The sequence below is a fragment of the Methanothrix sp. genome (genome assembly GCF_024518575.1).
Classification (GTDB): domain Archaea; phylum Halobacteriota; class Methanosarcinia; order Methanotrichales; family Methanotrichaceae; genus Methanothrix_B.
Map to the genome: position 1 here is coordinate 1 of NZ_JANIHG010000009.1, position 25,433 is coordinate 25,433.

Consider the following 25,433-nt stretch of genomic DNA (forward strand, 5'->3'; position numbering starts at 1 on the left):
CATTTCCTGCACCTAAAAGATTATCAACATCCTGGTATATACAGCGGCAGTCGATAACAATCTGGACGATGTGAATGAACCGAAGAGATGCTCCATTCCTTGCGATCGCTGTGATGCTCGGTCTGGCCATACGGCTTGCTCCCGCACTGTACAGGGGCGATATGATCTTCGACGGTTATGATGAGTACTACCATCTAAGAAGGATCTTTTACACATTCCACCACTTCCCACACACGCTCTGGTTCGATTCGTACATAAACTACCCCCATGGCCTTGAGATCTCATGGCCTCCTCTCTTCGACATCGTCGTTGCGGCCATTGCGCACGTCGTCGCGCCTGTGCTCGGTGACGGCTCTGTTGAAACGGTCGCAGCGGTGATCTCCCCGATCCTTGGCGGCATTCTTGTGGTGGTTGTTTACGCCATCGCGAGAGAGGTTTTTGATGGGAGAACCGCTCTGATCTCGGCATTCCTCCTGGCGGTATGCCCCTACAGCGTCATAAGAACATCATTCGGCTCGCCGGATCACCACGGCCTTGAGGTGCTTCTGTTCTCTGTGATAGTGCTCCTGCTGCTTTACACACTCAGAGGAGGGCACATCTGGATCATATCTGCGGGCATCGCAATGGCGGCTCTCGCCTACACATGGGCAGGTGCACCGATTTATCTTCTCCTCATACCTTCATTTGCAGTTCTGCGAGCCATTCTGAGCATAAGGGATGGCAGCGCATTTGATTACAGGCCCATGCTCGTGAGCCTTGCTGTCGCATCTGCTCTCGTCCTTCCATTCGGCTTCAGCAGCTGGCTGCACATATCCTTTCTGTCCATTCTGATCCTCACTACAGTTGTTCTTCTGACGGCCATCACGGAGCAGCTGGCTCTCAGGAAGAATCTGCCATGGATCGTTCTGCCTGCGTCCCTGACAGCTTTTGCTCTTATAATCATATTCATCAACTACAGCCGGCTTCAAAGCGCCATCGTCTACCTGGTCGGGGGAGGAATGACAGGAAAGATAGCAGAGGCTGAGCCGCTCTTTGTCAATACAGACCCTCTCACGCCGCTGACGCTCTGGCTACTGCTTTACATCCTGGGAGCCGCTCTTCTCCTTTATGAGATCATGGGAGGAAGTGTTAAGAGAGATGCTGGACTGCTCCTTCTGATCTGGGCAGTCCTAGCGCTCGCTCTGACGTTCGGGCAGAAGAGGTTCATCTACGTCTCATCAACAGTTGGGCCCATCCTGATGGCTCTGCTGCTCCTCAGGGCGATCATCTGGATTAGATCATACCCATCGCGCAGGTTCATAGCCGGAGCGGCTCTCGCCATTATGATAGCTCTACCCCTCACAGATCTCCCTGTCATCGTCAGCTCCGAGCCCGCGATCACCCAGGACTGGGTCGAGTCGCTCGAATGGTTGAGAGACAACACACCTCCGACGAGCTACTTCGAGGAGCCCTTCCAGGTCCCTGAGTATGGTGTGATGTGCTGGTGGGACTACGGAAACTGGATCGTCTACATAGGAGAGCGTCCGGTGGTTGCAAACAACTTCCAGACAGGGGTCGTGGAGGGGTCGAGGTTCTTCTTATCCGAGAATGAGGAATCGGCTGTGAAGATTCTGAAAGAGAGGCGTGCCAGATACGTGATCACGGATCTCACAATGATCTACGGGAAGCTCCAGGCGATATGCAGCTGGCTCGGAGAGGATCCGTCCAAGTATCAGAGGATTTACACAAAAGATGGTGTGGTGACAGTGCACAATCTGGAGCGGCTCAACAGGACCATGCTAGCGGGTTTGCATCTCGATGACTGCAGCTACATGGAGCACTTCCGTCTCATCCACGAGTCGAGAAGCTTTGCGGGGCCGTATGGTGTGAGGCCAGCTGCGATGATCAAGATCTTCGAACACGTCCCTGGCGCGGTCATCAGGGGAAGCGCAAGGGATGACAGGATCGTTGTCGCTGTCCTGAACCTCAGCTCGAACCTGGGCAGGCCATTCCAGTACGTGAACTACGCCGTCCCGCGCAACGGGAGCTACGAGATCAGGGTTCCGTACTCGACTGAGGGCGCGTATGGCGTAAAATCTGCAGGTCCCTATCAGATCGTGGAGATCACACCGGCCACCGATGGCTGGGGGGATGTGGCTTTCGTGAACATCACAGAGGAGGATGTCCTGGATGGCAGGATCGTGGAGCTAGGCACGCCAGTCTCCGCCGTCCCTGAACCATGAGTCTATGTCGGATGCGGCTCTCTTTCCCGCGCCCATCGCGCTGATCACGGTTGCGCTTCCGGTCGCTATATCCCCTCCCGCCCACACCCGCTCGATCGATGTTCTTCCCCTTTCATCCACATCCACAGTCCCCCATCTTGTTCTTCTGAGACCTGGAATGCTCCTCAGCACGAGGGGATTTGGAATCGTGCCGATCGCTATGATCGCTGTGTCGATCTCCATGCTGAACTCGGAGCCCTTCCTCTCAACAGGCCGTCTCCTGCCGCTGGCATCCGGCTCCCCAAGCTCCATCCTGATGCACTCCATCGCTCTGACCATCCCCTCGCCCTTGAACCCTATTGGATTCGTTAGAAAATCGAAGATCACACCCTCCTCCTTCGCGTTCTCGATCTCCTCGAGCCTCGCTGGCATCTCGGCCTCTGATCTTCGATAGACTATATGCACCTCATCTGCCCCGAGCCGCAGCGCGGATCTGGCTGCGTCCATGGCTACGTTGCCGCCTCCGACTACAGCGACCTTTCTGCCTCTGTTTATCGGGGTATCGAACTCGGGGAACCTGTATGCCTTCATCAGGTTGATTCTTGTTAGATACTCATTCGCAGAGTATATCCCGCCGAGGTTCTCGCCAGGGATGTTCAGGAATCGCGGGGCCCCAGCGCCTATTCCCAGGAATATGGCATCGTACCTTCTGAGAAGATCCTGGACCTTTACAGTTCTGCCCACGACAGAGTCGAGCTCGATCCTGACACCCAGCGACCTCACGTAATCGACCTCTTTATTCACGATGCTCTTGGGCAGCCTGAACTCCGGTATTCCATAGGTGAGAACTCCACCAGCCTCGTGCAGCGCCTCGAATATCGTCACTTCATAACCCATCAGCGCGAGATCTGCTGCACATGTGAGCCCTGCAGGCCCGGAGCCGACAACCGCGATGCTCTTCCCTTTAGTGCCCTCTCTGACTTCCCGGCTATAATGACCGAAGTCTGCTGCGTACCTCTCGAGCCTCCCTATCGCGACGGGCTCGCCATTCCTTGAGAGAACACAGCTGCTCTCGCACTGCTCCTCCTGAGGGCAGACCCTGCCGCATATCCCGGGCAGGCTGTTCTTGCGCTTGATTATCCTGAGCGCCCCATCAGCATCGCCCCTTCTGAGCGCATCTATGAACTGCGGTATCTCAACTCCGACAGGACAGCCCTCGACACATCCAGGCTTCTTGCACCCGAGACACCTTTCAGCCTCGCGAAGCGCGTCCTCAGTGGTATATCCGAGAGCCACCTCTGAGAAGTTCCTGCGCCTCACCTCAGGGGGTTGCTTTGGCATCTTCACTCTGGGAGACATTCTGCCACCCAGATGATGGACCTCTGCCAAATATCTGACGGATATTTACAGATGCTCGGATCTGATGCGGATCCTAAGCATTCAGTAAAACACACAGCTTTTCTGGGTTCGAACCTCTGGACAATGTCCCCGCAATAACGAATCTCAGAATTCTGTCTTTCAGAGGACCTCCCAAGAGTTTAAGTATTTTTCACCACCTCCGCAGTATCATGCCTTTCTCTACAGTGGATGAGGCGATAAAGGACATTCGCGATGGAAAGTTCGTGATAGTGCTGGATGACGAATCCAGGGAGAACGAGGGAGATCTGGTGATGGCCGCTGAGAAGGTCACGCCCGAGGCCATAAACTTCATGGCGAAGCATGCGCGCGGCCTGATCTGCGTTCCGCTCACCGCCGAGCGCATCCGCCAGCTGGAGCTCCCGATGATGACACAGCAGAACACGGAGAGCATGGGCACGGCGTTCACGGTATCGGTGGATGCCAGGCGCGGTGTCACCACAGGGATCTCGGCGTTTGATCGCGCGACGACTATCCGGACGCTGATAGACCCATCCACAACACGCGCAGACCTCGCGACTCCTGGCCACACGTTCCCGCTCCAGGCACTCGACGGCGGAGTCCTGAGGCGCGCGGGGCACACAGAGGCCGCAGTGGACCTGGCGCGACTCGCAGGTCTGTATCCTGCGGGCGTGATATGCGAGATCATGGCTGAGGACGGCACCATGGCGCGGCTTCCGGAGCTCGAGAGGTTCGCGGAGAAGCATGGGCTCAGGATGGTGACCATCGAGGATCTCATAAGATACAGGATACGGAGAGAGAGGCTTGTAAGGAGAATCGCAGAGGTCGAGATGCCAACTGAGTACGGCGACTTCAGGGCCGTGGGGTACGAGAGCATGCTCGATGGGCAGTGTCACGTTGCGCTTGTCGCCGGAGATCCAGCAGCTGATGACGCCCTCGTAAGGGTACACTCGCAGTGCCTCACCGGGGACACGTTCAGGTCGAAGAGGTGCGACTGCGGCGAGCAGCTCAGCAGGGCGCTGCGGATGATAAGCAAGAACGGAAATGGCGTTCTGGTGTACATGAACCAGGAGGGGCGCGGGATAGGGCTCGCGAACAAGCTGAGAGCCTATGAGCTCCAGGACGGAGGCAGCGATACGGTCGAGGCGAACCACAAGCTTGGATATCCCGCGGATCTGAGGGACTACGGGATAGGCGCCCAGATACTCCTGGACCTCGGGATAAGAAAAATGCGGCTACTGACAAACAACCCCAGAAAGATAGTTGGCCTGCAGGGATACGGGCTGGAGATAGTGGAGAGGGTCCCACTCGAGGTCGAGCCAAACGAGATCAACAGGCACTACCTTGAGACGAAGAGGGACAAGCTGCACCACATGCTTCTGCTCTCCGATCCGAGGTAAGATGTGACTTCCTCCCCACCCTGAAGACCGGTGTCTGCGTCCTGGTCGCTCCCATCATGGAGGGGCGCCCTGACAGCCCCTCCTCTGTGATGCCATCTCCGGACGCTGGAGATGCATTCACTCTATCGCTATCCTCTTCTTCGCGGATACGAGCTTTGGCACCACGATCTCAAGGATGCCGTCCTTGAGCTTTGCCTTCGCCTCATCAGCCCTGACCTCACCCGGCAGGGTTATGATCCGCTCGAAGCTCCCGCGCCTCTCCCTCAGGAAGTAGCTGCCATCCTTCAGCTCCCTTCTGGCCTTCAGCCTCAGACCATCCTCTGTGATCGTGACCTCCACATCCTTCTTGTCTACGCCGGGAAGGTCGACTGTTATCACAATATCGTCATCCCTCTCCTCGATGTCGACAGGCGGGACCTCGCCCATCTCCTCCATCAGTCCGGTCAGACGCTCCTGGAACCTCCTCATCTCCGTTGAATCGATGCCCATCTCCTCAAGCATGCGGTTTATTCTCTTCTGAAACCATCTTATGTCCTCTGGGGATATAACAGCCATCCGATCACCATAAATAAATTGCATCTATTAATTTATCAGCCTTGCGATGGGTGATGGGCCTGACGAACAGGCTGAGGCTGCTGAACCCCCCAGATATGCATGCTGAAAATGCACAGGGGAAAATGCCCAAGGGGGCCGCGCGCTCCTGTCATTGAAATCCGCAGCGATACGTTATCAGCATACTGGAGCACAGCACTACATTCTTAAATCTGAGACTGAGACTCACATCACATGATAGAGATTGCGACCACTAGAGTCAGAGAGGTGGTGGACATCACCCCTCAGGTCCAGAGAGCTGTCAGGGAGAGCGGTGTGGTTGATGGCATCTGTCTGGTGTACACACTTCACACCACCACAGCTTTGATCGTGAACGAGGCGGAGAGCGGTCTTTTAATGGATATCATCGATAAGATAAAAGAGATCGTGCCTGGTGTGGGGTATAAGCATGGTGAGAACGGTCCTGCCCATCTTCAGGCCTCGATCCTGGGCAACAGCGTTCTTCTTCCCGTTGATAATAACATGCCTCTCCTGGGAACGTGGCAGAGGGTGCTCTTTTTGGAGCTGGACGGGCCGAGGCGGAGGCGTGTTGGCGTAAAGGTGATCGGAAGTCAGGGGGCGCCCTGAGCGGCACGGATTTGTCTCTCCACGATCCAAAGCGCCTGAGGATGACGCGGGGATAACACATCAGAAAAATCCTCTGCATGCTGTTCAGCATGATCGCCAATGGAGTACAAGAGGAGCCCGGTGTCAAACCAAAATGTGTACGCGTTGGCTCCTCCTCTCATGCAACAGATAAGAGCGTCCGCATATTTTTATGATCACTGCGGCTCGTTCAGCATGTGGAAGATCCGGGCACCTCGCCGCCCTGCTGCCCTCCGGAGATGATGCTCTTGGCTGACTCCTGCCAGGAGATGATCTTTTTGATGCTGATGCCGGTCGACTCTGAGATACTAACAGGATCTGTGGATACAAGCGCCTCAAGCGTCTTTATTCCCGCGCTCTCGAGGCGTTCCCTGCTCTTCGGACCAATTCCCGAGATGTCCCCAAGCTCAGGCACACGTTGCGTTTCTGCTCCCTTTTTCGCCTGCCAGTTGTTGAAGTTGCAGTATGGACATCCGAGATCCCATGGCCTCTTCCCGCGATTTATGATTCTGATGTGGTACATGCCGTGCGTCTCGCATCTCCGTTCCGTGACCACTATCATGCCACCCCTGGGAAGAGGAAGCGTGAACCTGCACTCAGGATAGCCGGAGCATCCCACGAACCTTGCACCGCGCCTCCCGCGCCTTATAATCAGATCTGAGCCGCACAGGCTGCACTTGCCAACGATCCTGTCGACGCGAAGCCCCTCCCTCAGCGAATCTTCGATCTCCTTCCTGTGGGCGAGAAGCTCATCGAATACAGCCTCGAGCATCTGCCTCGACTCCTCGATGACCTCCCCCTTTGTGATCTTCTGCTCCGCGATCTTGAGCATGTCATTCTCAAGGGTCCGTGTCATCTCTGGCTTCGTGATCGCAGGGGCGTGACGCTGGAGAGCATCCACAACAGCGTACGCTGTCTTCGTCGGTCTTATCGGGTTGCCATGGATGTAGGCTCTCGCATAGAGCTTGCTTATTATATCATGTCTTGTCGACTTGGTGCCCAGGCCGAGCTCGTCCATGAGCCGCACGAGACGCCCCTGCCCGAACCTGGCCGGCGGCTGGGTCTCCTTAGAGAGAACCTCATGGCCGAGAACCTTCAGCACCTCTCCCTCCTCGAGCGAAGGAAGAACGTTCTCCTCAGCCCTGCTGTATGGATAGTACCTCCTCCATCCCGGGTCCAGTATCCTGGAGCCGTTCGCCCTGAAGAGCTCATCCCCGATCTCAAAGCTGATGCTCGTCGTCTCCCAGACGCACTCTCCAGAGAGTGTCGCGAAGAACCGCCTCACAACGAGCTCGTATATCCTCCACTGATCCTCTTTGAGATCATTTTTATCAGCGACCGACGTCGGATATATGGGGGGATGATCCGTGGTCGAGCGTTTTCCTTTTGTTGGCGTGATGCTGCCCTTCATCAGCTCAAGAGCATCATCACGGAACGGGCCTGATGACAGCATCTCGAGCAGCGATCTCAGATCGATCGATGGAGGGTACACGGTGTTATCTGTTCTGGGATAGCTGATGTAACCGTTTGTGTAAAGATCCTCTGCGATCCTCATCGCGTTTGCTGCCGTGAATCCGATGCCGCTGGCCGCGCTGATGAAGCTGGTGGTATCGAAGGGCGTTGGTGGCCTATCCCTCCGCTCCCCCCTGGAGACCGATCTCACGCGTGCGACGTCGCTCAGAGAGTTAACTATCCGATCGACCTCGTCCTTGCTCCAGATCCTGGGTTTCGCGTGCCTCGCCCTAACTCCCTTCTCGAGATCTGCGTAGATCTCCCAGTAGGGCTTCGGCTGGAACGACTCTATCTCCCTCTCGCGATCCACGATCAGAGCCAGCGTTGGAGACTGGACCCTTCCCACAGAAAGGAACTCCTTCCCGAGCCGGCCTGATGTTATCGATATGAACCTTGTCAGGGTTGCGCCCCACACGAGGTCTATGATCTGCCTCGCCTCGCCTGATGCGGCAAGATTGAAGTCTACCTCCCCTGGCTGAGAGAACGCCTTCAGGATCTCGCTCTTTGTTATGGCGCTGAACCGCACCCTGTCAGATTTTACAGAAGGATTGACCTCCTGCAGTATGCGTAGTGCCTCAACACCTATGAGCTCGCCCTCTCTGTCGTAGTCTGTGGCGATCGTGACATGATCCGCTTTCCTGCCGAGCTTTCTGAGCGCAGCGACTATCCGCTCCTGTGTGGGTTTCGATACTATCTCCGCCCTGATGAGATCCCTGTAATCGACCTTATGCCAGTTGTTGTAGCTCTCAGGATAATCAAGGCCCACGATATGGCCGCTGAGGCCTATGACAACACGATCATCAAAACGAAATGTATCGACCCCGGAGACCTTCGCAACAGCCGGTTTCTTGCCGGCAAGAATCTCAGATATCCGCCTCGCAGCATCGTGCTTCTCAGCAATGATGAGGTGCATTCATCTCCGGAGACTCTTACAGGAAATATAAGAATCTGTCGGGATCGACGGTGGATCATCAACTCCCGGTGATTTTTCTGAATTGATCTGCAGGGAATACGCTAGAGAATAGTCATTCAGCGCTCTCGGGCCCGTGCAGCTTGATGGCCGTAAAGTCTATATAAGGATCTGAAAAAGGGGAACGGAGGTTATCGATCATGAAGTGGCAGGGAAAGTCGGCTAGAAAGCCCACTGGTGGAAGGCTTGTTCCAGCCAGAGGGAAGAGGAAGTATGAGCTGGGCAGAGAGCCAGCAGAGACGCTCATCGGCGCAATCCGGGTCAAGAAGATCCGCACACGTGGTGGCAACCAGAAGCTCCGCCTTCTGAAGGCAGATATGGCCAACGTCTCGGATCCGGTCACGGGCGCCACAAAGTTGGTGAGGATCGAGACAGTGGTGGACAATCCGGCGAACCGGCATTACGTGAGGAGAAACATAATCACAAGGGGCGCTGTGATCAGGACCGAGATCGGCGAGGCCAGGGTTGTGAGCAGGCCCGGGCAGGACGGCGTGGTGAATGCTGTTCTCCTGCCGAAGCACTGATGTGCAGAGGCAGGACACCCTGATCCCCTCCAGCCATTGCGCCCAATACATGGTGCAGCTCCATCATGCGGGACACAATGCGGCAAACATGTTTCTGTGAGCCTGAGCGATTTTGCCTCGAGATCGAATAATGGATATTCCGACTCATAATAACGATCGGCTTTTGGAGCGATATTCAGCGTATCCGAGAGATAGATTTGCTTTGCAGACAGAAAATTTTGAGAAACAAGATCTTTTTAATGTCTCATCGCAGATGAGATATTAAAAAATGATATCCGTATGGCGTGGTAGGGCGCGGGACATAAACTTATCTTGCAGGTTTTGATGTCTCATCTCCGCAGATGATATCCGGATGGAGCCGGGGCTCCGCTTTGAAAGAGCATTTATTCTGGCAGATACAAAAAACTGCTAACGACTCTCATGAGCAGGCAGCGCGGCTGATCTCCGGGGCATTGTATCACTGCAAGAGGTCGCAACATATGAACTGGCGCCGTCATCAGTTTTTGCAGCATGCAAACGTCTTCCCCCATTCCCTCAGCTTCTCTCTTATCAGAAGCCTGCACCTCTCAGGATCTGCCATCACCATCTCACTCTGAACCCACTCTGGGAGATACACCCTGACGCCACCCAGACCCCTTGACGCGAACCTGCTGTCGCAGAGTAGTATTACTCCCCTCTCGCTCTCCGCCCTTATGACCCTGCCAGCCGCCTGGAGCCCGCGGTTGATCGCTGGAAGGGTGTACGCTATCAGCGTGCCCCGCTTTTTGCCGTACTTCTGGGTGTAATAGGAGATGACCTCCTTCTGGATTTCATCAAAAACGGATAGAGGCAGGCCGATCACAGCCACCCCGTTGAGAGCCTCGCCCTTGTAGTCTATTCCTTCCGCGAGCTTTCCTCCAGAGACTCCGAGCAGCACAGCGCCCGCGCTCCTGCCTGCCCTGAAGAACTCCTCCAGGATCTGAGGAACATCCTCTGCAGATCTGGGCTCTGTGAACACCCGCTTGCCTGCGCTGCGCGCGAATCTGGTACATGCATCCCTGTACGAGGCCATCATGGGGTAGGATGTGAAGAACACCGCGACGTTTCCAGGGACCTCCTCTATCAGGGCGCTGATGTAGCCGGATATCAGATTCCTGTTCTCCGGGTTATCCCTTGCGCTGAGCTGCGTTGTCGCTCTATCCGCTGCTATGATCAGGCGGTTGCTCTGGGGGAATGGGTTTGGCAGTGAGATCTTTCTGGCTCTGCCTGGCTCGCCCAGACAGTACAGCTCATACGCATCGATCGGCGAGAGGGTGCCACTGAGCATCAGGGTTGCATTGACGTTATCGACGACCTTTCTTATGACAGGCGCGGGATCGATCTTCGTCACCTCCAGCCGCGTCCATCTCCTCTCCCCTGAAGATGTGGTAACGATCTTTCTCTGGTATGACGAATCGTGCTCAGCCTCCTCGACCTCTCTCAGGAAGAGAACCATCGTGGCGAGGCTTGGCTGTATATCCCCATACAGCGTTTCGTGATCGCTCTCTGCAAGCTTCATCTCCGCGATCGCAACCGCCACATCGCTCAGATACGATAAAGCGAGATCTATATCGTCGATGCCATCGTACACGTACTGCCTGAAGAGCTCCCCATCGAGAAGCATCTCCCCATCCTTAGATCTGGCTTCTCTGGCTGCTATGAACCTCTGGATTCTTGGTATGAGCTGTCTGGCCGTCTTCAGACCCTCTCTACGCCAGTCGTGATGCTCCTCCCCAAGCCTCGCCTGGCCCAGAGCCTTCTCGAATCTGTTGATCTCGCGCTCTGCCAGCTCCAGGATCCTGGGTGTGAGTATCCGGGTGTTCATCTCCCTCACAGAGTCGCCAAGGTTGTGGGCCTCGTCCACGATCACTGTCATGCGGTCTGCCTCAAGGCCGAGCCACTGGATTATAGCATCCTGAAAATCCGGGCTGAATAGGTGATGGTAGTTCAGGATTATGACATCGCTGCTCTTCGCATGGAGCGACATCACCTCATAAGGACACACCCCCCTGCAGGTCTTCTCGAGGGCATCAACAGGCACGATCCTCCTGCTCATTCTCTCCGCAGCGTCCAAAGCTGCTGACGAAGACCTGAAGTATACCTTCCCGTTGATCTCGAACGCCTCTTTGCTTCTCAGGTAATAAGGGCAGACAGTCCTCTCTCCAGGAGGCTCATCCGGTATCTCGTCCCTGGAGGGGTCGTACACATCGTTATACCCCCTCTCGATCCGTGACGCCATGTAGTTCTTTGAGCCCTCTCTGAGCCTCATGCAGGCGAAGTAGATGCTCTCTCCCCAGATCTCAGATGCAAGCGGGCATGCCTTCTGCTTTCCTATCAGGTAGGAGACGGTGGGTCTGTGTCTCGTGTTTGACCAGATCCTGCTTATCTCATCAAGATAAACCCCTATCTGGCTCACGGTCCTGACTGCCACCGCTATCTTTCCGGGCGCAGCTGCTAGTGCCGCTGATATGCAGCTCGTCTTTCCCGAGCCTGTGGGCGCATCTATCATCAGAACACTGTGGTCGCCTGCTGAGACCACCTCGTATACGGCATCGAGCATCTTATCCTGATGCGGGCGCAGCGATGGATAGGGGATGTAGTCGAGATACACAGCCTCACTGTGGATCTTCTCGGAGATAAAAGCTTGGCTGCATGGGTTACGCTGTGCATGCTGGAGAGAGTGGCAGCGCAGCGGAACCGCGCACGCCCCGGGCGCACAGTACTGGAAAGCTTAATAAATGTTGGTGAAATTAACAGTAGATGGTGGAAAAATGACCCATCACGAGAAGAAGGAAGAGGAGAAGAAGGAAGAGAGCGCCAAGGTTGAGCCCGTAAAGCCTGGCGAGAAGCGTGGCGGCAAGAAGAAGGGGCTCCTTGACACATGTGTGTGAGCAGAACCCTACCCTTCGAGGGTAGGGGCTGATTGTTTCTGTTCTATCCCTGAGGAGCAGGGTTTTCCTGTGCTTCTGGCTGTCGAGGCTTCGTGGATCCAGTTTTTATTGTTTTATAATTCCTGCGATCCCAGCAGGCGTGGGGATGGCCCCTCCCACTGGTCTCCGGTTCTTTTTCCTGTATTACACAGAGGTCATATCATTATTAATATCAAATTATATAACATCTTACGGCTCCATGATGCAGATACAGGCGGGTCTGGATAGGAAGGGTAATAACTGAGCAGCTCGACCTGAAGGAGGAATGTATGCCAGAGGTGGGTGCATCTCCGGGAGGAGGGCTGAAGGAGAAGCGTATGAGCGATTCTGTACAGGAAGATTATGTACAGGAAATTTGCATAATCATGATTGTATTTTGGTTTTGATATCAACAGCAGACAACTATCATCGCTTCACGTCCCATAATAAAAGGAAGATCTGAAGAGCATGAGCGAATACAAGCTTCTCGCGCAGCGGATAGGTCTGATAGGCCTCGCGAACGTGCTGGTGAACCTCAGCGGCATATTCCTCCTTCCAATTCTCACAAAGAGCCTGCCGGTCGAGGATTACGGCGTCTGGGCGCAGGTGAACGTCACGATCAGCCTCGCGTCAGTCGTAATCTGCCTGGGGCTATCCGCCTCTATGGTAAGATTCATGGCCGCGTCGAACAGCAGAGAGGAGATACAGGAGTGCTTCTACTCGATACTCGCAGTGGTGATGCTGACAGGCATATCTGCAACACTCCTGATCTTTTATTTCGCTGAGCACATCGCTGGAGCTCTCTTCAACGGGAATGTGGCGGTGACAAGGGCGCTGTCGGTGATTGTTTTTGTGGAGGCGATGAATGGGCTTCTGTTCAGCTATTACAGGGCTACGCAGCGAATGAAGTTATACGCGATATTCAGCGTAGCTGTGGTTTATATCACGATCGTGCTTGCGTACTGGTTCGTCGAACTGGGTTATGGCGTCTATGGTGCTGTTCTCGGATTGGGTGTCGCGAAGCTTATTTGTTTTGTGTTTATGCTCACCGTGTTACTACAACATATTGGTTTTCGTTTACCACACTTTTTGCATCTCCGAGAGTATATGTCCTTTGGGATACCCCTCTTTTCATCATATGTATTTGACTGGGTCGTCAATTCCAGCGATCGGTATATAATAGGCATGCTTTTAGGTACTGTATGGGTGGGTTATTATAACCCGGGTTATCTGCTTGGTAGCTTAATTACAGTATTTATATATCCAATCAGTACAGTGTTACCTATGGCGCTCTACAGATATTATGACTGCGGAGATATTAAATCAGTTGAAAAATTACTGAGCTTCACAATTAAATACTTCCTCGCCATAGCCATACCATCTGTATTTGGTTTGACACTTTTATCAAAACCTATGCTTTTTATGTTATCAACTCCCGATATCGCAGAGCACAGCTATCTAATTACACCATTTATCGCACTTAGCATGGTTCTTGTAGGTATCGCCACTATATTATCTAATGTGATATATATCGCTAAGAAAACTGCAATATCTATGAAGATCTCGTTAATAGCAGCGGTAATAAACTTGGCACTTACATTACTTCTTGTTAGTGTGGTTGGTGTGATCGGTGCTGCTGCAGCAACTTTATTCACATTCTTCTTTATATTTATGGCTACTAATTATTTTGCAAATATGTTTATTCAAATCAAATTTAATTATAGCTTTGTATTAAAGAGTTTTGTTGCTTCGTTTGTGATGTCTATTCCACTAATTCTCTGGCCTCCAGCAGGATTCCTCGAGATTTTAAGAGTTATTGCATTGTCAATTATTATATATTTGCAAGTGATATGGTTGCTCAAAGGGATCAAGAAAGAAGAGATTAGGTTTATTAAATCCCTGCTTAATCTTTAACGTGTCAACGGAGGTTATGAATTGAGGCCGATCGATTACATCGTACCTACATGGAATTCAGGAACCACTTTAGGTATCACGCTAGAATCCATAAAAAAATATGGCAATCCAAATAATATAATAATCGTTGATAGAAACTCTGAAGATGACACACTTGAGATAGCTCGTCGATACGGTTGCAAAATACTAACATCTAAATCGAATTTGGGAACCGCAAGAGTCGAAGGCGCTAGAGCTGCAGAGACTGAGCTAATCGGGTTTGTTGATTCAGATGTTGAACTAACAGAGGGGTGGGTAGAGCTTTTGAGACATGCCTGGAATGGCCAAGAATTATACAAAGATGTTGGGGTCTTCGGTGCATACAGCGAGGGTCCAATTGTTAAAGATTCGCCGTTGGTTTTATATGGAAGAAATGGTGTGTTCGGCTGCATTATTACATATAGATCTCTAATACTGGATTGTCCTGAAATGGAAAAATATTCTAGCGATGAAGATTTCGCTTATGGTCAGTGCATTTTCCGAAAGGGTCTTAAATGGTATATATTTCCAGTTGTGATGCGGCATCATCACGATCTCACTGGTATATCGGAGTACGTCCGAATGCGATGGTATGGGGCGGGTCTCCGCATGCGTGATGGATTCAAATTGGTGAATGTTCGCAGGATTATTGGTGGAGCAGTTGTTGGTATCCCAATGCATAATCCAAACGCCAATTACCTAGAAAATTGGCGCATTAGAATGAATTATTTCTTAGGATATATTCTGTACAAAAGATATTATGAACTTAATCGTAGCAAAAAGAGATAACTCAAAAAGATTACTTTGCTTGGGAAAGCCCATTTTTATATAAATTTACAATGTTATTAGCCGCAACACTCCATGAAAAACGATTCTCTGCAGTTTTCTTAGCGTTTAAACCAAGCTCTTTCGCCCTCTCTTCATTTTTCAGCAGATAAATTAGTTTCTCAGCAATCATATTATCATCTGGCTCCACAAGAAGGCCATTTTTTCCATCTTCTATAGCTTCTGGTATCCCTCCCACAGGAGTTGCCACTATTGGCTTTCCCATGGACATTGCTTCTAGCAGGGCTATGGGCAAACCCTCTCCTAAAGATATATGGGTATAGATGTCACACAGCGATAATGGAACATATGGATTATCCACATCACCTGTGAATATGATAGCATCCTCCAGACCCTCTCTTTTCGCAAAATCCCTCAACTCCGGGGTATACTTGCCCTCGCGGGTAACTATAAGAACTGCAGCAGGGTACTGCTCTTTGACTTTTTTAACGGCTTTAATGAGATATTTAAGACCCATCGCTTTATATTTAAGTGCTGTCATACCCAGTGCCAGCAGAATCGGGTATTGGTCCTTAATTTTAAACTTTCTCTTAAATGCAGCTATCTCTTCTTCAGATACATCTCTTACTGCTACACCTGCATAAGTTATCTCAGTGTTCTTGAAATTTAAACCCCAGATCTCTTCTACACTTGTTTCAAGCTTCTTCGAAACAAACGTAACATAATCGCATTTATCTAGAAGTTTTTGAAGTCCAATCCTTGTCAGAAGTGGCAATTTATCGGTCTTTTCGGGTTCCGTGTGAAATGTATATATCAGCTTAAGTTTTGATCCAAAAACAATTTTATAAATATATGCTGCTAAAAGATAATAATACATTCCTCCATGAGCGTGAATTACATCTGGCCTGATCTTCATTAATAAGCGAAATGCCGATAGCAGTTTGGCGGAAAAGAGCCTGTTTTCGTTTATTTTATAATTTTCTGGATCGTAGCCTTCCTTAAATGCAACTTTTACATCGACGCCTCTTTTCTTGAGTTCCTCAACCAATCCTTCCACGTAACTTCGTATTCCGCCTGAGCATCCTTTCCAGTAAGTAGTGGTCATAAGTACTCTCATACTCATGCATCCTTCTTATCTCCTAAAACTTGGATATATAGATCTGTCAGTTTCTTGCCCACAGCTTTATATGAAAATCGCTGTGCATATGATGCTATATCTTTAGATGAATATGTGTCTATATTCTCAAGGATACAATCCAGCGCATGCGCAAACGCATCTGCATCTCCAGGTGGAACCAAAATGCCCACTTCATCATTTACAATCTCGGGAATGCCACCGACATTTGTAGCCACAACCGGTAAGCCAGATGCCATGGCCTCGATGAGAACACACGGCAGATTTTCCCACAAACTGGGCAGCACAAAGACATCAGCATTTCGCATAAACTCTCCTACATCATGTTTTGGTTTAAATCCATGAAAGCGGATCACCGAGTCCAAACCAAGCCTTTTTGTCATTATCTCATACTCACATCGCATGGGGCCATCACCTATGATATCAAGTATAAAGTCAGAGCGTATAGTTCTGAGAATCTTCAGAGTCCACAAATCCCACCAGTTCTGTTTCAGCATTTCTCGCGCCTTCAAGTCTTGCGCCACCTAATGGCTTTATAGAACGGATTATCCTGCACCCATGACTGCGAGCGATATCCAGAGTTCCATCAGATGAGTCTCTGTCTACTATTATTATTTGATTGGGATGCCCGAATCTCTCAATCGATTTGATAGTTAGCTCCAGCGTTGCAGCAGAGTTCCATGTCGGAATTATGTAGTCGATGCTTTCCAACCACCCTCACCTTCTGTCAGCCCTCTTAGGAGACCAATCAGTTGAATCTCTCTCCGCTCTATCCCAAAAAGACTTTCGATTCTTTTACGTGCGGAATCTCTTTTGTCTGACTTCAGAGCAGTACTTATAGCCTCAGCAGTCGCTCTCTCATCTCCATAGGGAACGTAAAACCCTGTATCTCCCACCACCTCCGGGAGCGCGCCCCGATCTGTAACCACAGGAACACAGCCGCATGCCATCGCTTCCGCAAGTGCCATCCCAAACGACTCTATGTAGGAGAGCTGGCAGTAAACCTTTGCTCTTCTGTAGCAGTCGATGAGCTCATCCTGCGAAACACGCCCGAAAAGCTTCACATTCCGGGTGCTTATGGATCTCAAGGTATTTAAAACGTCCCCGTTAAGTCCGATGATCCAAAATTCGATATCTGAAAGCAAACGCGCGGCCTTGACAAACGTCTCCAGGCCCTTCAGTTTGATGACATTTGTGGAGCCAGATGCAACAGTGAGCACGAGGTCCTCCTTATCTCCTTTTTGGTGAAATTTATTTGTATCTATACCATTATATATAACATACATCCGCCTTGGCTTTGCTCTTGTGAGCACCTCCCTCTCTGTGAAGCGTGAAACGGCCAGAACAACATCGGCATTCTCCAGTGCCAGATCTGCATATTTTCTCTTCAGCCATCCCTGTGTGTACTGGCCGTATCCTATTTCAGGAGCAGACGCAACATCAAATCCACCAGCAACCACTACAGATCTCTTTCCGAGCATCCTGGAGAGAGAAACGCTAAGAAATGAATGGCCAGATGCAAACCAGCTGAACGTGAGATCGGAGCGGGAGATCGAGGATAACATCCTCAGAGCATCGCCTGGCTTTCGATACTGCACCCTGTCCACATCAAAATGCCTAGAGAGAATTTCAAAATCCTGCTGGACAAATGATGAACAATCGTAATATACAAATGTTATCTTCATAAAGCGACAACCTTGATGATTCTAATAATACTGTCATACTCTCATAAACCTAGACGCTCTCATACACCTCTTTCACCCTCTCCACATTCTCCTCCCAGAACCTGTAGTCACCCTCCTTCATCGGCTCCGGCTCTATCTCCATGCTCTCCTCCACGGCTCTTCTCAGATCAGTGCTCCTCACGACCCACAGGTTCTTCCTCCTCTCCTCCAGGGTGATTCCGGATGCGACAACCTGCTTGCCGAGATTCAGGTACTCGTTCAGCTTCCATATGCTCTTATCGGTGGAGTAGGGGGTGAGCGCGTTCTCCGTTCTCGGTATTATGCAGATCCTGGCACTGCTAACAAGAGCCGCGACCCTCTCATGTGGCTGCCAGCCGAACGCCCTCACATTCTTCTTCGCTCTTCTGAGATACCACCATGCGAACGGCCCCCCACCAACGATCCAGAACTCCTGATCCGGGAGATCCCCTGCGACTCTTAAAAGAGAATCGATCCCCTCCTGCTCACAGACCCTGCCAACGAATATCACAGCATTTGAGGTTGCTGATTCAGCGCCAAGCTCTGCGAAGCTCCTCCTCGGGTAATTCGGTATCACATGAACATCTTTATCAGGTGCATAGGCCCTGGCCTTCTCCCTCAACGGGGTGTTCACTGTGGTTATCATATCCGCGGCCTCCGCCAGCTGCCGCTCGAAATGCTCGCATGCGCTCTTTGCGATGGAACCGAAGCGTAGCTGCGTCTCCACACCCCACGGGGATCTGTAATCGTATATCAGGCGTTTGTATCCCGATCCCCTCAATCCAGGAAGCCAGTGGTATATCACATCAGGAACGTTGAAGAGATGAACGACATCAGGCCTCTCTCTCAAAATGGTCTCTCTGGCCTTCCTGGCTATCGAGATCCAGTTGACTGTATCAAACCTAGGCACGATCGTTTCGTACCCCAGCTCTTTCAGCGTCGCCTCGAAGAGCCTGAGCCTCGTCGTCTTCTCCGGCTGGTTCGCCAGAAGCAGGACCTTCATCTGGCCTCATCCCCCCGCAGCCCTCTCCAGAACGCCCTCGTACCTCGCTGCAATAGCGCGCCAGTCATACCTCTCGGCGATCGCCCTGTACTTTCTCTGATCATGTGATCTCTCCAGGATACGTTTAACCTGAGATATGAAGCTCTCCCTGTCGTCGTAGTAGTACAGGCTGTCTCCAAGAAGCCTCTCGAGCGAGACCATTCTGGTTGTAAGAACAGGCCTGCCACATGAGAGGTAGTTGAAGATCTTGCCGCCTGCAGCATACTCGTTCTTCTTCATCTTCCTCAGCGGATTCAGACCTATATCCATGGCTGAGATGTACCTGCTGAGCTCGGAGTACGGCACACTTCCAGTGAATACGACCCTGTCGCCAACTCCGAGCCTCTCAGCCATACCCTTTATGCGCTCGCCATAGTCTGTGAAGAGGCTTGGGCCTACAACAAGAAGGGTGACATCGAGCTCAGGAAGAGCGCTGACCACGGTCTCCAGATCGACCCAGTACTCCAGCGATCCAACATAGCCGATCACATTCCCAGTCAGTCCAAGGGCACCCTTGGCCTCATCGATATCCATCGGCCTGAGAAGGCCTGTGTCGACGCCGTTCGGTATCACCTCTATCTCACGAACGCCGATGCCCCTGAGATACTCCTTGAGCTCCTGAGTCACGGTTATCACCGTCCTGGCGTGCCTGAGGTTGTATCTGGTTATGGCCCTGACCCCGAGTTTGACAGCCCTCCCGAATATCGACCCAGGGTAGTATATCGAGGCAGATTCCTCCAGATGATCGAGGTAGTCGAAGACCACCGGCGTTTTTGTCAGGTTTGCCATGAAGGACGGGAGGATGTTCGCTGAGAGGATGACGTCAGAGTCCCTGGCAGCATCGCGGATCACGCGGAGATGGGAGAGAGCGCTTGTGATGTAGTAGACAGACGGATCCTCGGCCCTGGAGGATCCCGCCCTCACAAGGGCACATCTCGTCCATCTCGGGCTGTTGTCTCTGAACTTCGAGAGCTCAAAGTGCAGGACGCGCACATCATGCCTCTCCGCTATGATATCGAATATGAAGTTCAGCCTGTTCGGAAACGGGTGTCTTATCCAGTCGGTTGTCGGTATGACCAGTATCTTCATCGGCGATCTGAGTGAGAATCACCAAAATATATAAACTAGCTGCATATCTGGTCTCTGTTAAGGGCGTGAGAATCTGAAGGCTGTCATACTTGCTGCCGGAGAGGGGCACAGGTGCAGGCCCCTGACCCAGACGAGGCCCAAGGTCATGCTCCCTTTGGCAAATATGCCTTTCATGGAGCATGTCGTCCGAGCCCTTGTGGACAACGGGATTGAGGATATCGTGGCGGTCGTGGGCTATCAGAAGGAGCGGGTGATGGATTACTTTGAAGATGGCTTGAAGTTCGGCGCCCGCATAACCTACGTCTTCCAGGAGGAGCGTCTGGGCACAGCACACGCGCTCCGCAGGGCCAAGGAGCACATCGATGATCAGTTTCTGGTTGTGAATGGAGACAACATCCTGGACAGCAGAGCGGTCAGGGATCTTCTTAATGCAGAGGGCGATTACGTAATCCTCGGCGCGCTCAGGGAGCATGCTGGGGATTACGGGGTTCTCGTGGTTGATGGAGATACAGTGAAGCAGATCTACGAGAAGCCCGGCAGGGCCTGCGCGGGCATCGTGAACACTGGCGCGTACAAGATGATGCCCGAGATCTTCGAGGAGATACCGAAGACGCCCATATCCGAGCGTGGGGGCTACGAGATCACCCAGACGCTGAGCCAGATGATGGAGAAGGGGGTGAAGATCAGGGCGGTCGTAACAAAGGGCATCTGGGGCGATGCTGTGTTCGCCTGGGATCTGCTCGCTGCGAACAGCATTGCAGCCGGTTTGATGAAGACAGAGATTTATGGTGAGATCGAGGATGGCGCGGTCATCAGAGGACCGGTCTCGCTCGGAAAGGGCAGTCTGATCAGATCCGGCTCGTACATAATAGGGCCTGTGCTCATAGGAGAGGGATGCGACATAGGCCCGAACGTCACGATCCTCCCATCGACGACCATTGGGGACTCAGTGCGCGTTGGATCCTTCACAGAGATCAGGAACAGCATCCTGATGAGAGGGTCAAGGACAGGATCGATGTCGGTGATATCAGACTCTGTCATCGGAGAGGACTGCTGGCTTGGAGATATGTGTTTGATTGAATCAGGCAGGTCGCTTGCAGAGGTCGAGGGCGAGTTCTACAGAGCTGAGTTTGGAGCAGTGATCGGCGATTCTGTTGTGACGGGAAGCAGAGTTTTGATGATGCCGTGCAGCGTCGTGGGGTCCGCCGCCAAACTCGGGTCTGGTGTCACGATCCGCGGCAGCGTGGAGCGTGGGAGTCGGGTGGTTTAGATGTGCGGAATTGTGGCCTACATAGGCACTGAGAAGGCAGGCCCCATACTCTTCGATACGCTCAGGAGGCTCGAGTACAGGGGCTACGACTCCGCGGGTATTGCCGTATCATCAAACGGCAGCATGAAGGTTTTGAAGGCTGCTGGCAGGATATCAGATCTCGAGATCGCCTACAGATCTATGGGGGAGCCGGGGGGATCAATGGGCATCGGCCATACAAGATGGGCCACACATGGGCGACCCAGCGATGAGAATGCGCATCCACACACCTCTGGAAGCGTAGCGGTTGTGCACAACGGTATAATCGAGAACTATCTCGAGCTCAGGGAGCAGCTGAGGGATAAAGGGTATGTCTTCACATCTGAGACAGACAGCGAGGTTCTGGCGCATCTCATCAATTACTACTACAATGGGGAGACGAACGGAGAGCTCGCAGCATCGGTCTCGAGGGCTCTGAAGGATGTCAGGGGATCCTATGCAATAGTCGCCATGGCGTCAGGTCTTCCGTACCTCGTATGCGCGAGGAAGGACAGCCCGCTGGTGATTGGTATAGGAAGATCCTCGAATTACATCGCCTCTGATGTCCCTGCGCTCCTGCCGTACACGCGCGACGTCATAAGGCTCCGTGATGGGGAGATCGCGGTAGTTCACAAGGATAAGATCGAGATAATGGATATCTCGGGAGCGGTGCGCGAGCCAGCAATTGAGCGCATCACATGGGATGCAGACGCAGCGGAGCGCGGCGGCTATCCGCACTTCATGCTCAAGGAGATCCACGAGCAGCCGAGGGCGGTTCAGGAGACGCTTGCCGGCAGGGTCTCGGAGATGGAGGGCGACGTCAGGCTTGACATTGGACTTAACCAGTGGGAGATACAGACCCTGCAGAGGGTATCGATACTGGCATGCGGCACATCATACCACGCTGGCCTTCTGGCACGCTACTTCTTCCCCCGCACAGCCGGCGTGCCTGTAGATGTTGAGGTCGCTTCCGAGTTCCAGCACATGCAGCTCCGCCCTGGGACTCTACTGGTGGCGATATCGCAGTCAGGAGAGACGGCGGACACGCTCATGGCGCTGAAGAAGGCGAAGACATGTGGAGTCAAGAGCCTCGCGATAACAAACGTTGTCGGGAGCTCGATAACAGAGATCGTAGATGCCACGATATACACGAGATGCGGTCCTGAGATAGGGGTCGCGGCCACGAAGACGTTTGTCGGGCAGCTCGTGGCGTTGTTCCTCCTGGGGATCAGGCTCGGCAGGGCCAGGAACCATCTGCTCCCTGAGCAGGGAAGAAGGCTGCTCGGAGAGCTCTCGCGCCTGCCAGGACACATCCAGACAGTTCTGGAGAGACGGGATCAGATAAGGGAGATAGCCCAGAGGTTCGCTGGCGCGGACATATACTTCTTCATAGGCAGGGATATCCTCTACCCGATAGCTCTTGAGGGCGCCCTGAAGATGAAGGAGATCGCGTACATACCAGCAGAGGGATATCCGGCAGGCGAGCTGAAGCATGGCCCTCTCGCGCTGATCACCGAAGGCACCCCTGTCGTTGCATTCGCGACCTGTGGAGATAAGATATACTCCAACATGAAGGAGGTCAGGGCTCGCGGCGGGGAGGTGATAGCTTTCGCCGCGGAGGGGGACAGGGAGGCAGCTGAGATCACCGACACGGTCGTTGAGCTGCCGAGGACGCTGCCGGTATTCTCCGCGGTCCTCTGCACTGTGGGGGTTCAGCTACTCGCATATTACACCGCACAGATCCTGGGAAGGGAGATCGACAAGCCCAGAAACCTGGCGAAGAGCGTCACGGTGGAGTAAAACATCAGGATCAACCGATCCAGAGCTGGAGGACCTCCCGCTGAGGTTACAAGGAGGGGCATGCACTCGAACCTCCGGCAATACGGCTTTGGCGGTCTTTTCAGCCTAACTTAACCACTTGATGTCTCGTACGTCCGCACGATGGGCTCATGATCGGCATGTTCTAGCAGATCGATTCGCAATGTGTTCGTGGATATGTTCAGGTACAGGATCATTTTTATTACCATAATCCTTAAATATAGAACTTATTAATCACCGTTTTGTGATTAGTATGAAGAAAGCGATATTGCTCTTGATTTTATCGCTGATTGCTGTTCACTCAGCATATGCTGAGCCGATCAAGATAGTGGCCACGACCTCCACCCTTGAGGATCTCATAAAGGGCGTGGGCGGGGATAACGTCGATGTCACCTACATAGTCTCCTCCGGCGTATGCCCTGACCACTGGGATCTTAAGCCATCGCAGGTTGCCGCCCTGAATGAGGCGAGCATAATAGTCCAGCACGGGATGGAGGGGTGGCTGAAGAACATCACACGGCCTGATCAGAAGGTGATAGTCCTCTCTGGTCCCTGGAACACGCCTCAGATGGCGATAAACAAGACGATGCAGATCGCGGCTGCCCTCAAAGAGGCCGATCCGGAGCATGCAGAGGAGTATGATCAGAGAGCAACCATACTGGTCGAGCGCTTCCAGAATGTATCCGAAGTGCTGAGCGAGAGGGCGAGGGCAGCTGATACGAAGAACGTGAAGGTACTGTGCATGGAATGGCAGTCAGGCTTCGTCTCATGGATGGGATTTGATATAGTGAAGACTTATGCCTCAGAGGAGAAGCTCTCGCTGAAGGATGTGGACGATCTGATAAAAGTGGGCAGAGAGAACAACGTCACCGTAGTCGTGGACAACCTCCAGAGCGGTGTCAGGGTTGGCGAGCAGATCGCCAGCGAGATAAACGCCACCCATGTGATCCTCACCAACTTCCCTGGAGCGGTCGAGGGAACAGAGACGCTCGATAAGATGATCCTCCACAACGGCGAGGCGCTGCTTGCAGCGGTCAGCGCAGCCGCTTGATGCCCACTCCTTTGGAGCTCCCAGACTTTTTTATCCAGGCCGATCGACGGTATACCCCGCAGAGCCCGTAACACGGCCAGCCGTTCAGAGCAGGCTTCTCCTGTCAGCCAGCCCCAGCAGGTTCAGCAGCCCCAGCAGGTTCTCTCTGGATATCGACCCGTCGGAGACCTTCTTCAGCACATCCTTCGCATTGAATGCCACTCCCAGGCCTGCATTCTGTATCATTATACAGTCGTTCGCCCCATCTCCGACTGCAACGATGTTGTCCGGGCTTATCCCCTCCATCTCAGCGAGCCGCTTGACAATCTCTCCCTTCGCTTCTGCATCGATGATCTCGCCCTTGATCTCTCCTGTCAGACGACCGTCCTGTATCTCGAGCTCATTAGCGAATGTGTAGTCGAAACCCAGGCGCTCCTTCAGGACATCTGTGAAGTATGTAAAACCGCCACTTATGAGCGCTATCTTGTAGCCCATCTGCTTCAGGTGGTGTATGAGCTCCTCAGACCCTGGAGTAAGGGTGAGCTGATCAGCTATCTCCTTCAGTGCCGAGACCGGCATGCCCTTCAGAAGCCTCACACGGCGTCTGAGCGACTCCTCAAAATCGATCTCGCCGTTCATCGCCCTGTCAGTTATCATCCTCACCTCCTCATCGACGCCAGCGAAGCTTGCAAGCCTGTTTATTATCTCGAAGTCCACAATCGTCATATCCATGTCGAAGACGATCAGACGCTTCTCCTTTCGCGCCTTATCCAGCCTCTGGACCACAACATCGAGTCCAAGACGCTCGCACTCTGACCTTATCCACTCCCTGCACTCATCAGGATCCGCATCCCCGAAGTCCATCACGAACTCTATCGATATCAGATCACCGCGAGCTGTCACCGCAGCCCTCTCGATGTTTATGTCCTTGGCAGATGCGACAGATGCAACATCTCTTATTATGCCGACCCTGTCCCTTGCGAGTATCGTGACCACGTAGAGGTTCTTTCTGCTTCTTCTTATTCCCCGGTATCTCTCCAGCGGCAGGAACATGCACTGCACGCCCAGCGTCTCTGAGCGTCTATGCATCTCCATCTCAAGCTCTTTTGGGTTGATTCCGGCTCTGCTGAAATCCGCAACCACAGACATGACGAACAGACCCTGGAGAACCCTCTGATCCATGTCCACTATGTTCACGTTCCGCTCTGCAGGGAGCTGGAGTATATCACGTATGAGGCCCGGCCTGTCCCTGCCCACAAACGATATCACCCACAGGTCTTTAAAATGATCTTCAGCATCGACGCTCATAATCGGTATGCTCCTTCGGCCAGCTCAAACGTAGGTCTGCTGTCTGAATCCGAGCTCCGCTGTGCAGATCGCGCACGCTGAAATGCTGACAGCCCTTGATCTCACTTTCATGCACCCCCTGAGAGCGGGCATTCAGATGGCTTCTGCGACTCTGAGGAATCTGATCTGACCTGTGCTCCTGCGCGCACACAGGA

Annotated in this window: 20 protein-coding genes; 9 read left to right on the forward strand and 11 right to left on the reverse strand. The window is 52.7% G+C overall.

Going from position 1 to position 25,433, the window contains the following annotated elements; all coding sequences use genetic code 11:
* The first annotated feature begins 74 nt into the window (after positions 1-74).
* On the forward strand, positions 75-2,222 hold the full coding sequence (locus NQU42_RS03280; protein ID WP_296609009.1) for an oligosaccharyl transferase, archaeosortase A system-associated: 2,148 nt from the start codon (positions 75-77) through the stop codon (positions 2,220-2,222).
* On the opposite strand, the gene gltA is transcribed toward NQU42_RS03280, so the two are convergent.
* Positions 2,187-3,560: an NADPH-dependent glutamate synthase gene (gene gltA, locus NQU42_RS03285; RefSeq protein WP_296609011.1), complete on the reverse strand. Its 1,374-nt coding sequence runs from the start codon at positions 3,558-3,560 to the stop codon at positions 2,187-2,189. The two genes, NQU42_RS03280 and gltA, sit on opposite strands and share 36 nt — an antisense overlap.
* A 209-nt stretch (positions 3,561-3,769) precedes the next feature.
* Here gltA and NQU42_RS03290 point away from each other — a divergent pair, with 209 nt between their 5' ends.
* Positions 3,770-4,978, forward strand: coding sequence for a bifunctional 3,4-dihydroxy-2-butanone-4-phosphate synthase/GTP cyclohydrolase II (locus NQU42_RS03290; protein ID WP_296609013.1), 1,209 nt, complete (start codon positions 3,770-3,772; stop codon positions 4,976-4,978).
* A 117-nt stretch (positions 4,979-5,095) separates the two neighbouring features.
* Here the strand turns inward: NQU42_RS03290 and NQU42_RS03295 are convergent, their stop codons facing one another.
* On the reverse strand, positions 5,096-5,533 hold the full coding sequence (locus NQU42_RS03295) for an Hsp20/alpha crystallin family protein (RefSeq protein ID WP_296609014.1): 438 nt from the start codon (positions 5,531-5,533) through the stop codon (positions 5,096-5,098).
* 231 nt (positions 5,534-5,764) lie between these two features.
* Between NQU42_RS03295 and NQU42_RS03300 the strand changes: the two genes are divergently transcribed.
* A complete protein-coding gene (locus NQU42_RS03300; RefSeq protein WP_296609016.1) occupies positions 5,765-6,157 on the forward strand; it encodes a secondary thiamine-phosphate synthase enzyme YjbQ in 393 nt (130 codons plus the stop codon).
* A 208-nt stretch (positions 6,158-6,365) separates the two neighbouring features.
* Here NQU42_RS03300 and NQU42_RS03305 read toward each other — a convergent pair whose 3' ends face one another.
* A complete protein-coding gene (locus tag NQU42_RS03305; RefSeq protein WP_296609017.1) occupies positions 6,366-8,600 on the reverse strand; it encodes a DNA topoisomerase I in 2,235 nt (744 codons plus the stop codon).
* 197 nt (positions 8,601-8,797) lie between these two features.
* Here NQU42_RS03305 and NQU42_RS03310 point away from each other — a divergent pair, with 197 nt between their 5' ends.
* On the forward strand, positions 8,798-9,181 hold the full coding sequence (locus NQU42_RS03310) for a 30S ribosomal protein S8e (protein WP_296609019.1): 384 nt from the start codon (positions 8,798-8,800) through the stop codon (positions 9,179-9,181).
* A gap of 496 nt (positions 9,182-9,677) precedes the next feature.
* Here NQU42_RS03310 and NQU42_RS03315 read toward each other — a convergent pair whose 3' ends face one another.
* A complete protein-coding gene (locus tag NQU42_RS03315; protein ID WP_296609021.1) occupies positions 9,678-11,810 on the reverse strand; it encodes an ATP-dependent DNA helicase in 2,133 nt (710 codons plus the stop codon).
* Between the two features lie 766 nt (positions 11,811-12,576).
* On the opposite strand from NQU42_RS03315, the gene NQU42_RS03320 reads away from it, so the two are divergent.
* Positions 12,577-14,022 (forward strand): flippase, encoded by a 1,446-nt coding sequence (locus tag NQU42_RS03320; RefSeq protein ID WP_296609022.1) that lies wholly within the window; start codon positions 12,577-12,579, stop codon positions 14,020-14,022.
* Positions 14,023-14,043: 21 nt separating this feature from the next.
* Positions 14,044-14,829, forward strand: coding sequence for a glycosyltransferase (locus NQU42_RS03325; protein WP_296609023.1), 786 nt, complete (start codon positions 14,044-14,046; stop codon positions 14,827-14,829).
* 10 nt (positions 14,830-14,839) lie between these two features.
* On the opposite strand, the gene NQU42_RS03330 is transcribed toward NQU42_RS03325, so the two are convergent.
* From NQU42_RS03330 to NQU42_RS03355, 6 genes are read right to left on the reverse strand one after another with little or no spacing between them, the layout of a single operon-like run.
* Complete coding sequence (locus NQU42_RS03330) at positions 14,840-15,949, reverse strand: glycosyltransferase family 4 protein (protein WP_296609025.1); 1,110 nt, start codon at positions 15,947-15,949, stop codon at positions 14,840-14,842.
* Positions 15,946-16,458, reverse strand: coding sequence for a glycosyltransferase (locus NQU42_RS03335; RefSeq protein ID WP_296609026.1), 513 nt, complete (start codon positions 16,456-16,458; stop codon positions 15,946-15,948). The genes NQU42_RS03330 and NQU42_RS03335 overlap by 4 nt, the downstream gene beginning before the upstream one ends.
* The gene (locus tag NQU42_RS03340) at positions 16,397-16,672 is read right to left on the reverse strand and encodes a glycosyltransferase (protein WP_296609028.1); all 276 of its coding nucleotides are present in this window, start codon (positions 16,670-16,672) and stop codon (positions 16,397-16,399) included. The genes NQU42_RS03335 and NQU42_RS03340 overlap by 62 nt, the downstream gene beginning before the upstream one ends.
* Positions 16,651-17,646, reverse strand: coding sequence for a glycosyltransferase family 4 protein (locus NQU42_RS03345; RefSeq protein WP_296609029.1), 996 nt, complete (start codon positions 17,644-17,646; stop codon positions 16,651-16,653). The genes NQU42_RS03340 and NQU42_RS03345 overlap by 22 nt, the downstream gene beginning before the upstream one ends.
* A gap of 49 nt (positions 17,647-17,695) precedes the next feature.
* On the reverse strand, positions 17,696-18,667 hold the full coding sequence (locus NQU42_RS03350; RefSeq protein WP_296609030.1) for a glycosyltransferase: 972 nt from the start codon (positions 18,665-18,667) through the stop codon (positions 17,696-17,698).
* Between the two features lie 6 nt (positions 18,668-18,673).
* The gene (locus NQU42_RS03355; protein WP_296609032.1) at positions 18,674-19,795 is read right to left on the reverse strand and encodes a glycosyltransferase; all 1,122 of its coding nucleotides are present in this window, start codon (positions 19,793-19,795) and stop codon (positions 18,674-18,676) included.
* A gap of 85 nt (positions 19,796-19,880) precedes the next feature.
* On the opposite strand from NQU42_RS03355, the gene glmU reads away from it, so the two are divergent.
* The 3 genes from glmU (at position 19,881) to NQU42_RS03370 (ending at position 23,952) form a co-directional block, all read left to right on the forward strand.
* Positions 19,881-21,065, forward strand: a complete 1,185-nt coding sequence (gene glmU, locus NQU42_RS03360; RefSeq protein ID WP_296609085.1) for a bifunctional sugar-1-phosphate nucleotidylyltransferase/acetyltransferase — start codon at positions 19,881-19,883, stop codon at positions 21,063-21,065.
* Complete coding sequence (gene glmS / locus NQU42_RS03365) at positions 21,066-22,883, forward strand: glutamine--fructose-6-phosphate transaminase (isomerizing) (protein WP_296609036.1); 1,818 nt, start codon at positions 21,066-21,068, stop codon at positions 22,881-22,883.
* A gap of 271 nt (positions 22,884-23,154) precedes the next feature.
* Positions 23,155-23,952: a metal ABC transporter substrate-binding protein gene (locus NQU42_RS03370; protein ID WP_296609038.1), complete on the forward strand. Its 798-nt coding sequence runs from the start codon at positions 23,155-23,157 to the stop codon at positions 23,950-23,952.
* Between the two features lie 84 nt (positions 23,953-24,036).
* On the opposite strand, the gene serB is transcribed toward NQU42_RS03370, so the two are convergent.
* Positions 24,037-25,200, reverse strand: coding sequence for a phosphoserine phosphatase SerB (gene serB / locus NQU42_RS03375; protein WP_296609040.1), 1,164 nt, complete (start codon positions 25,198-25,200; stop codon positions 24,037-24,039).
* Positions 25,201-25,433 lie beyond the last annotated feature (233 nt).

Excerpts from the sequence above, each read along its gene's own strand:
- NQU42_RS03280 (WP_296609009.1), top strand. The coding sequence starts at position 75 with ATGAACCGAAGAGATGCTCCATTCCTTGCGATCGCTGTGATGCTCGGT.
- gltA (WP_296609011.1), bottom strand. The coding sequence starts at position 3,560 with ATGTCTCCCAGAGTGAAGATGCCAAAGCAACCCCCTGAGGTGAGGCGC.
- NQU42_RS03290 (WP_296609013.1), top strand. The coding sequence starts at position 3,770 with ATGCCTTTCTCTACAGTGGATGAGGCGATAAAGGACATTCGCGATGGA.
- NQU42_RS03295 (WP_296609014.1), bottom strand. The coding sequence starts at position 5,533 with ATGGCTGTTATATCCCCAGAGGACATAAGATGGTTTCAGAAGAGAATA.
- NQU42_RS03300 (WP_296609016.1), top strand. The coding sequence starts at position 5,765 with ATGATAGAGATTGCGACCACTAGAGTCAGAGAGGTGGTGGACATCACC.
- NQU42_RS03305 (WP_296609017.1), bottom strand. The coding sequence starts at position 8,600 with ATGCACCTCATCATTGCTGAGAAGCACGATGCTGCGAGGCGGATATCT.
- NQU42_RS03310 (WP_296609019.1), top strand. The coding sequence starts at position 8,798 with ATGAAGTGGCAGGGAAAGTCGGCTAGAAAGCCCACTGGTGGAAGGCTT.
- NQU42_RS03320 (WP_296609022.1), top strand. The coding sequence starts at position 12,577 with ATGAGCGAATACAAGCTTCTCGCGCAGCGGATAGGTCTGATAGGCCTC.
- NQU42_RS03330 (WP_296609025.1), bottom strand. The coding sequence starts at position 15,949 with ATGAGTATGAGAGTACTTATGACCACTACTTACTGGAAAGGATGCTCA.
- NQU42_RS03335 (WP_296609026.1), bottom strand. The coding sequence starts at position 16,458 with ATGCTGAAACAGAACTGGTGGGATTTGTGGACTCTGAAGATTCTCAGA.
- NQU42_RS03345 (WP_296609029.1), bottom strand. The coding sequence starts at position 17,646 with ATGAAGATAACATTTGTATATTACGATTGTTCATCATTTGTCCAGCAG.
- NQU42_RS03350 (WP_296609030.1), bottom strand. The coding sequence starts at position 18,667 with ATGAAGGTCCTGCTTCTGGCGAACCAGCCGGAGAAGACGACGAGGCTC.
- NQU42_RS03355 (WP_296609032.1), bottom strand. The coding sequence starts at position 19,795 with ATGAAGATACTGGTCATACCGACAACCGACTGGATAAGACACCCGTTT.
- glmS (WP_296609036.1), top strand. The coding sequence starts at position 21,066 with ATGTGCGGAATTGTGGCCTACATAGGCACTGAGAAGGCAGGCCCCATA.
- NQU42_RS03370 (WP_296609038.1), top strand. The coding sequence starts at position 23,155 with ATGAAGAAAGCGATATTGCTCTTGATTTTATCGCTGATTGCTGTTCAC.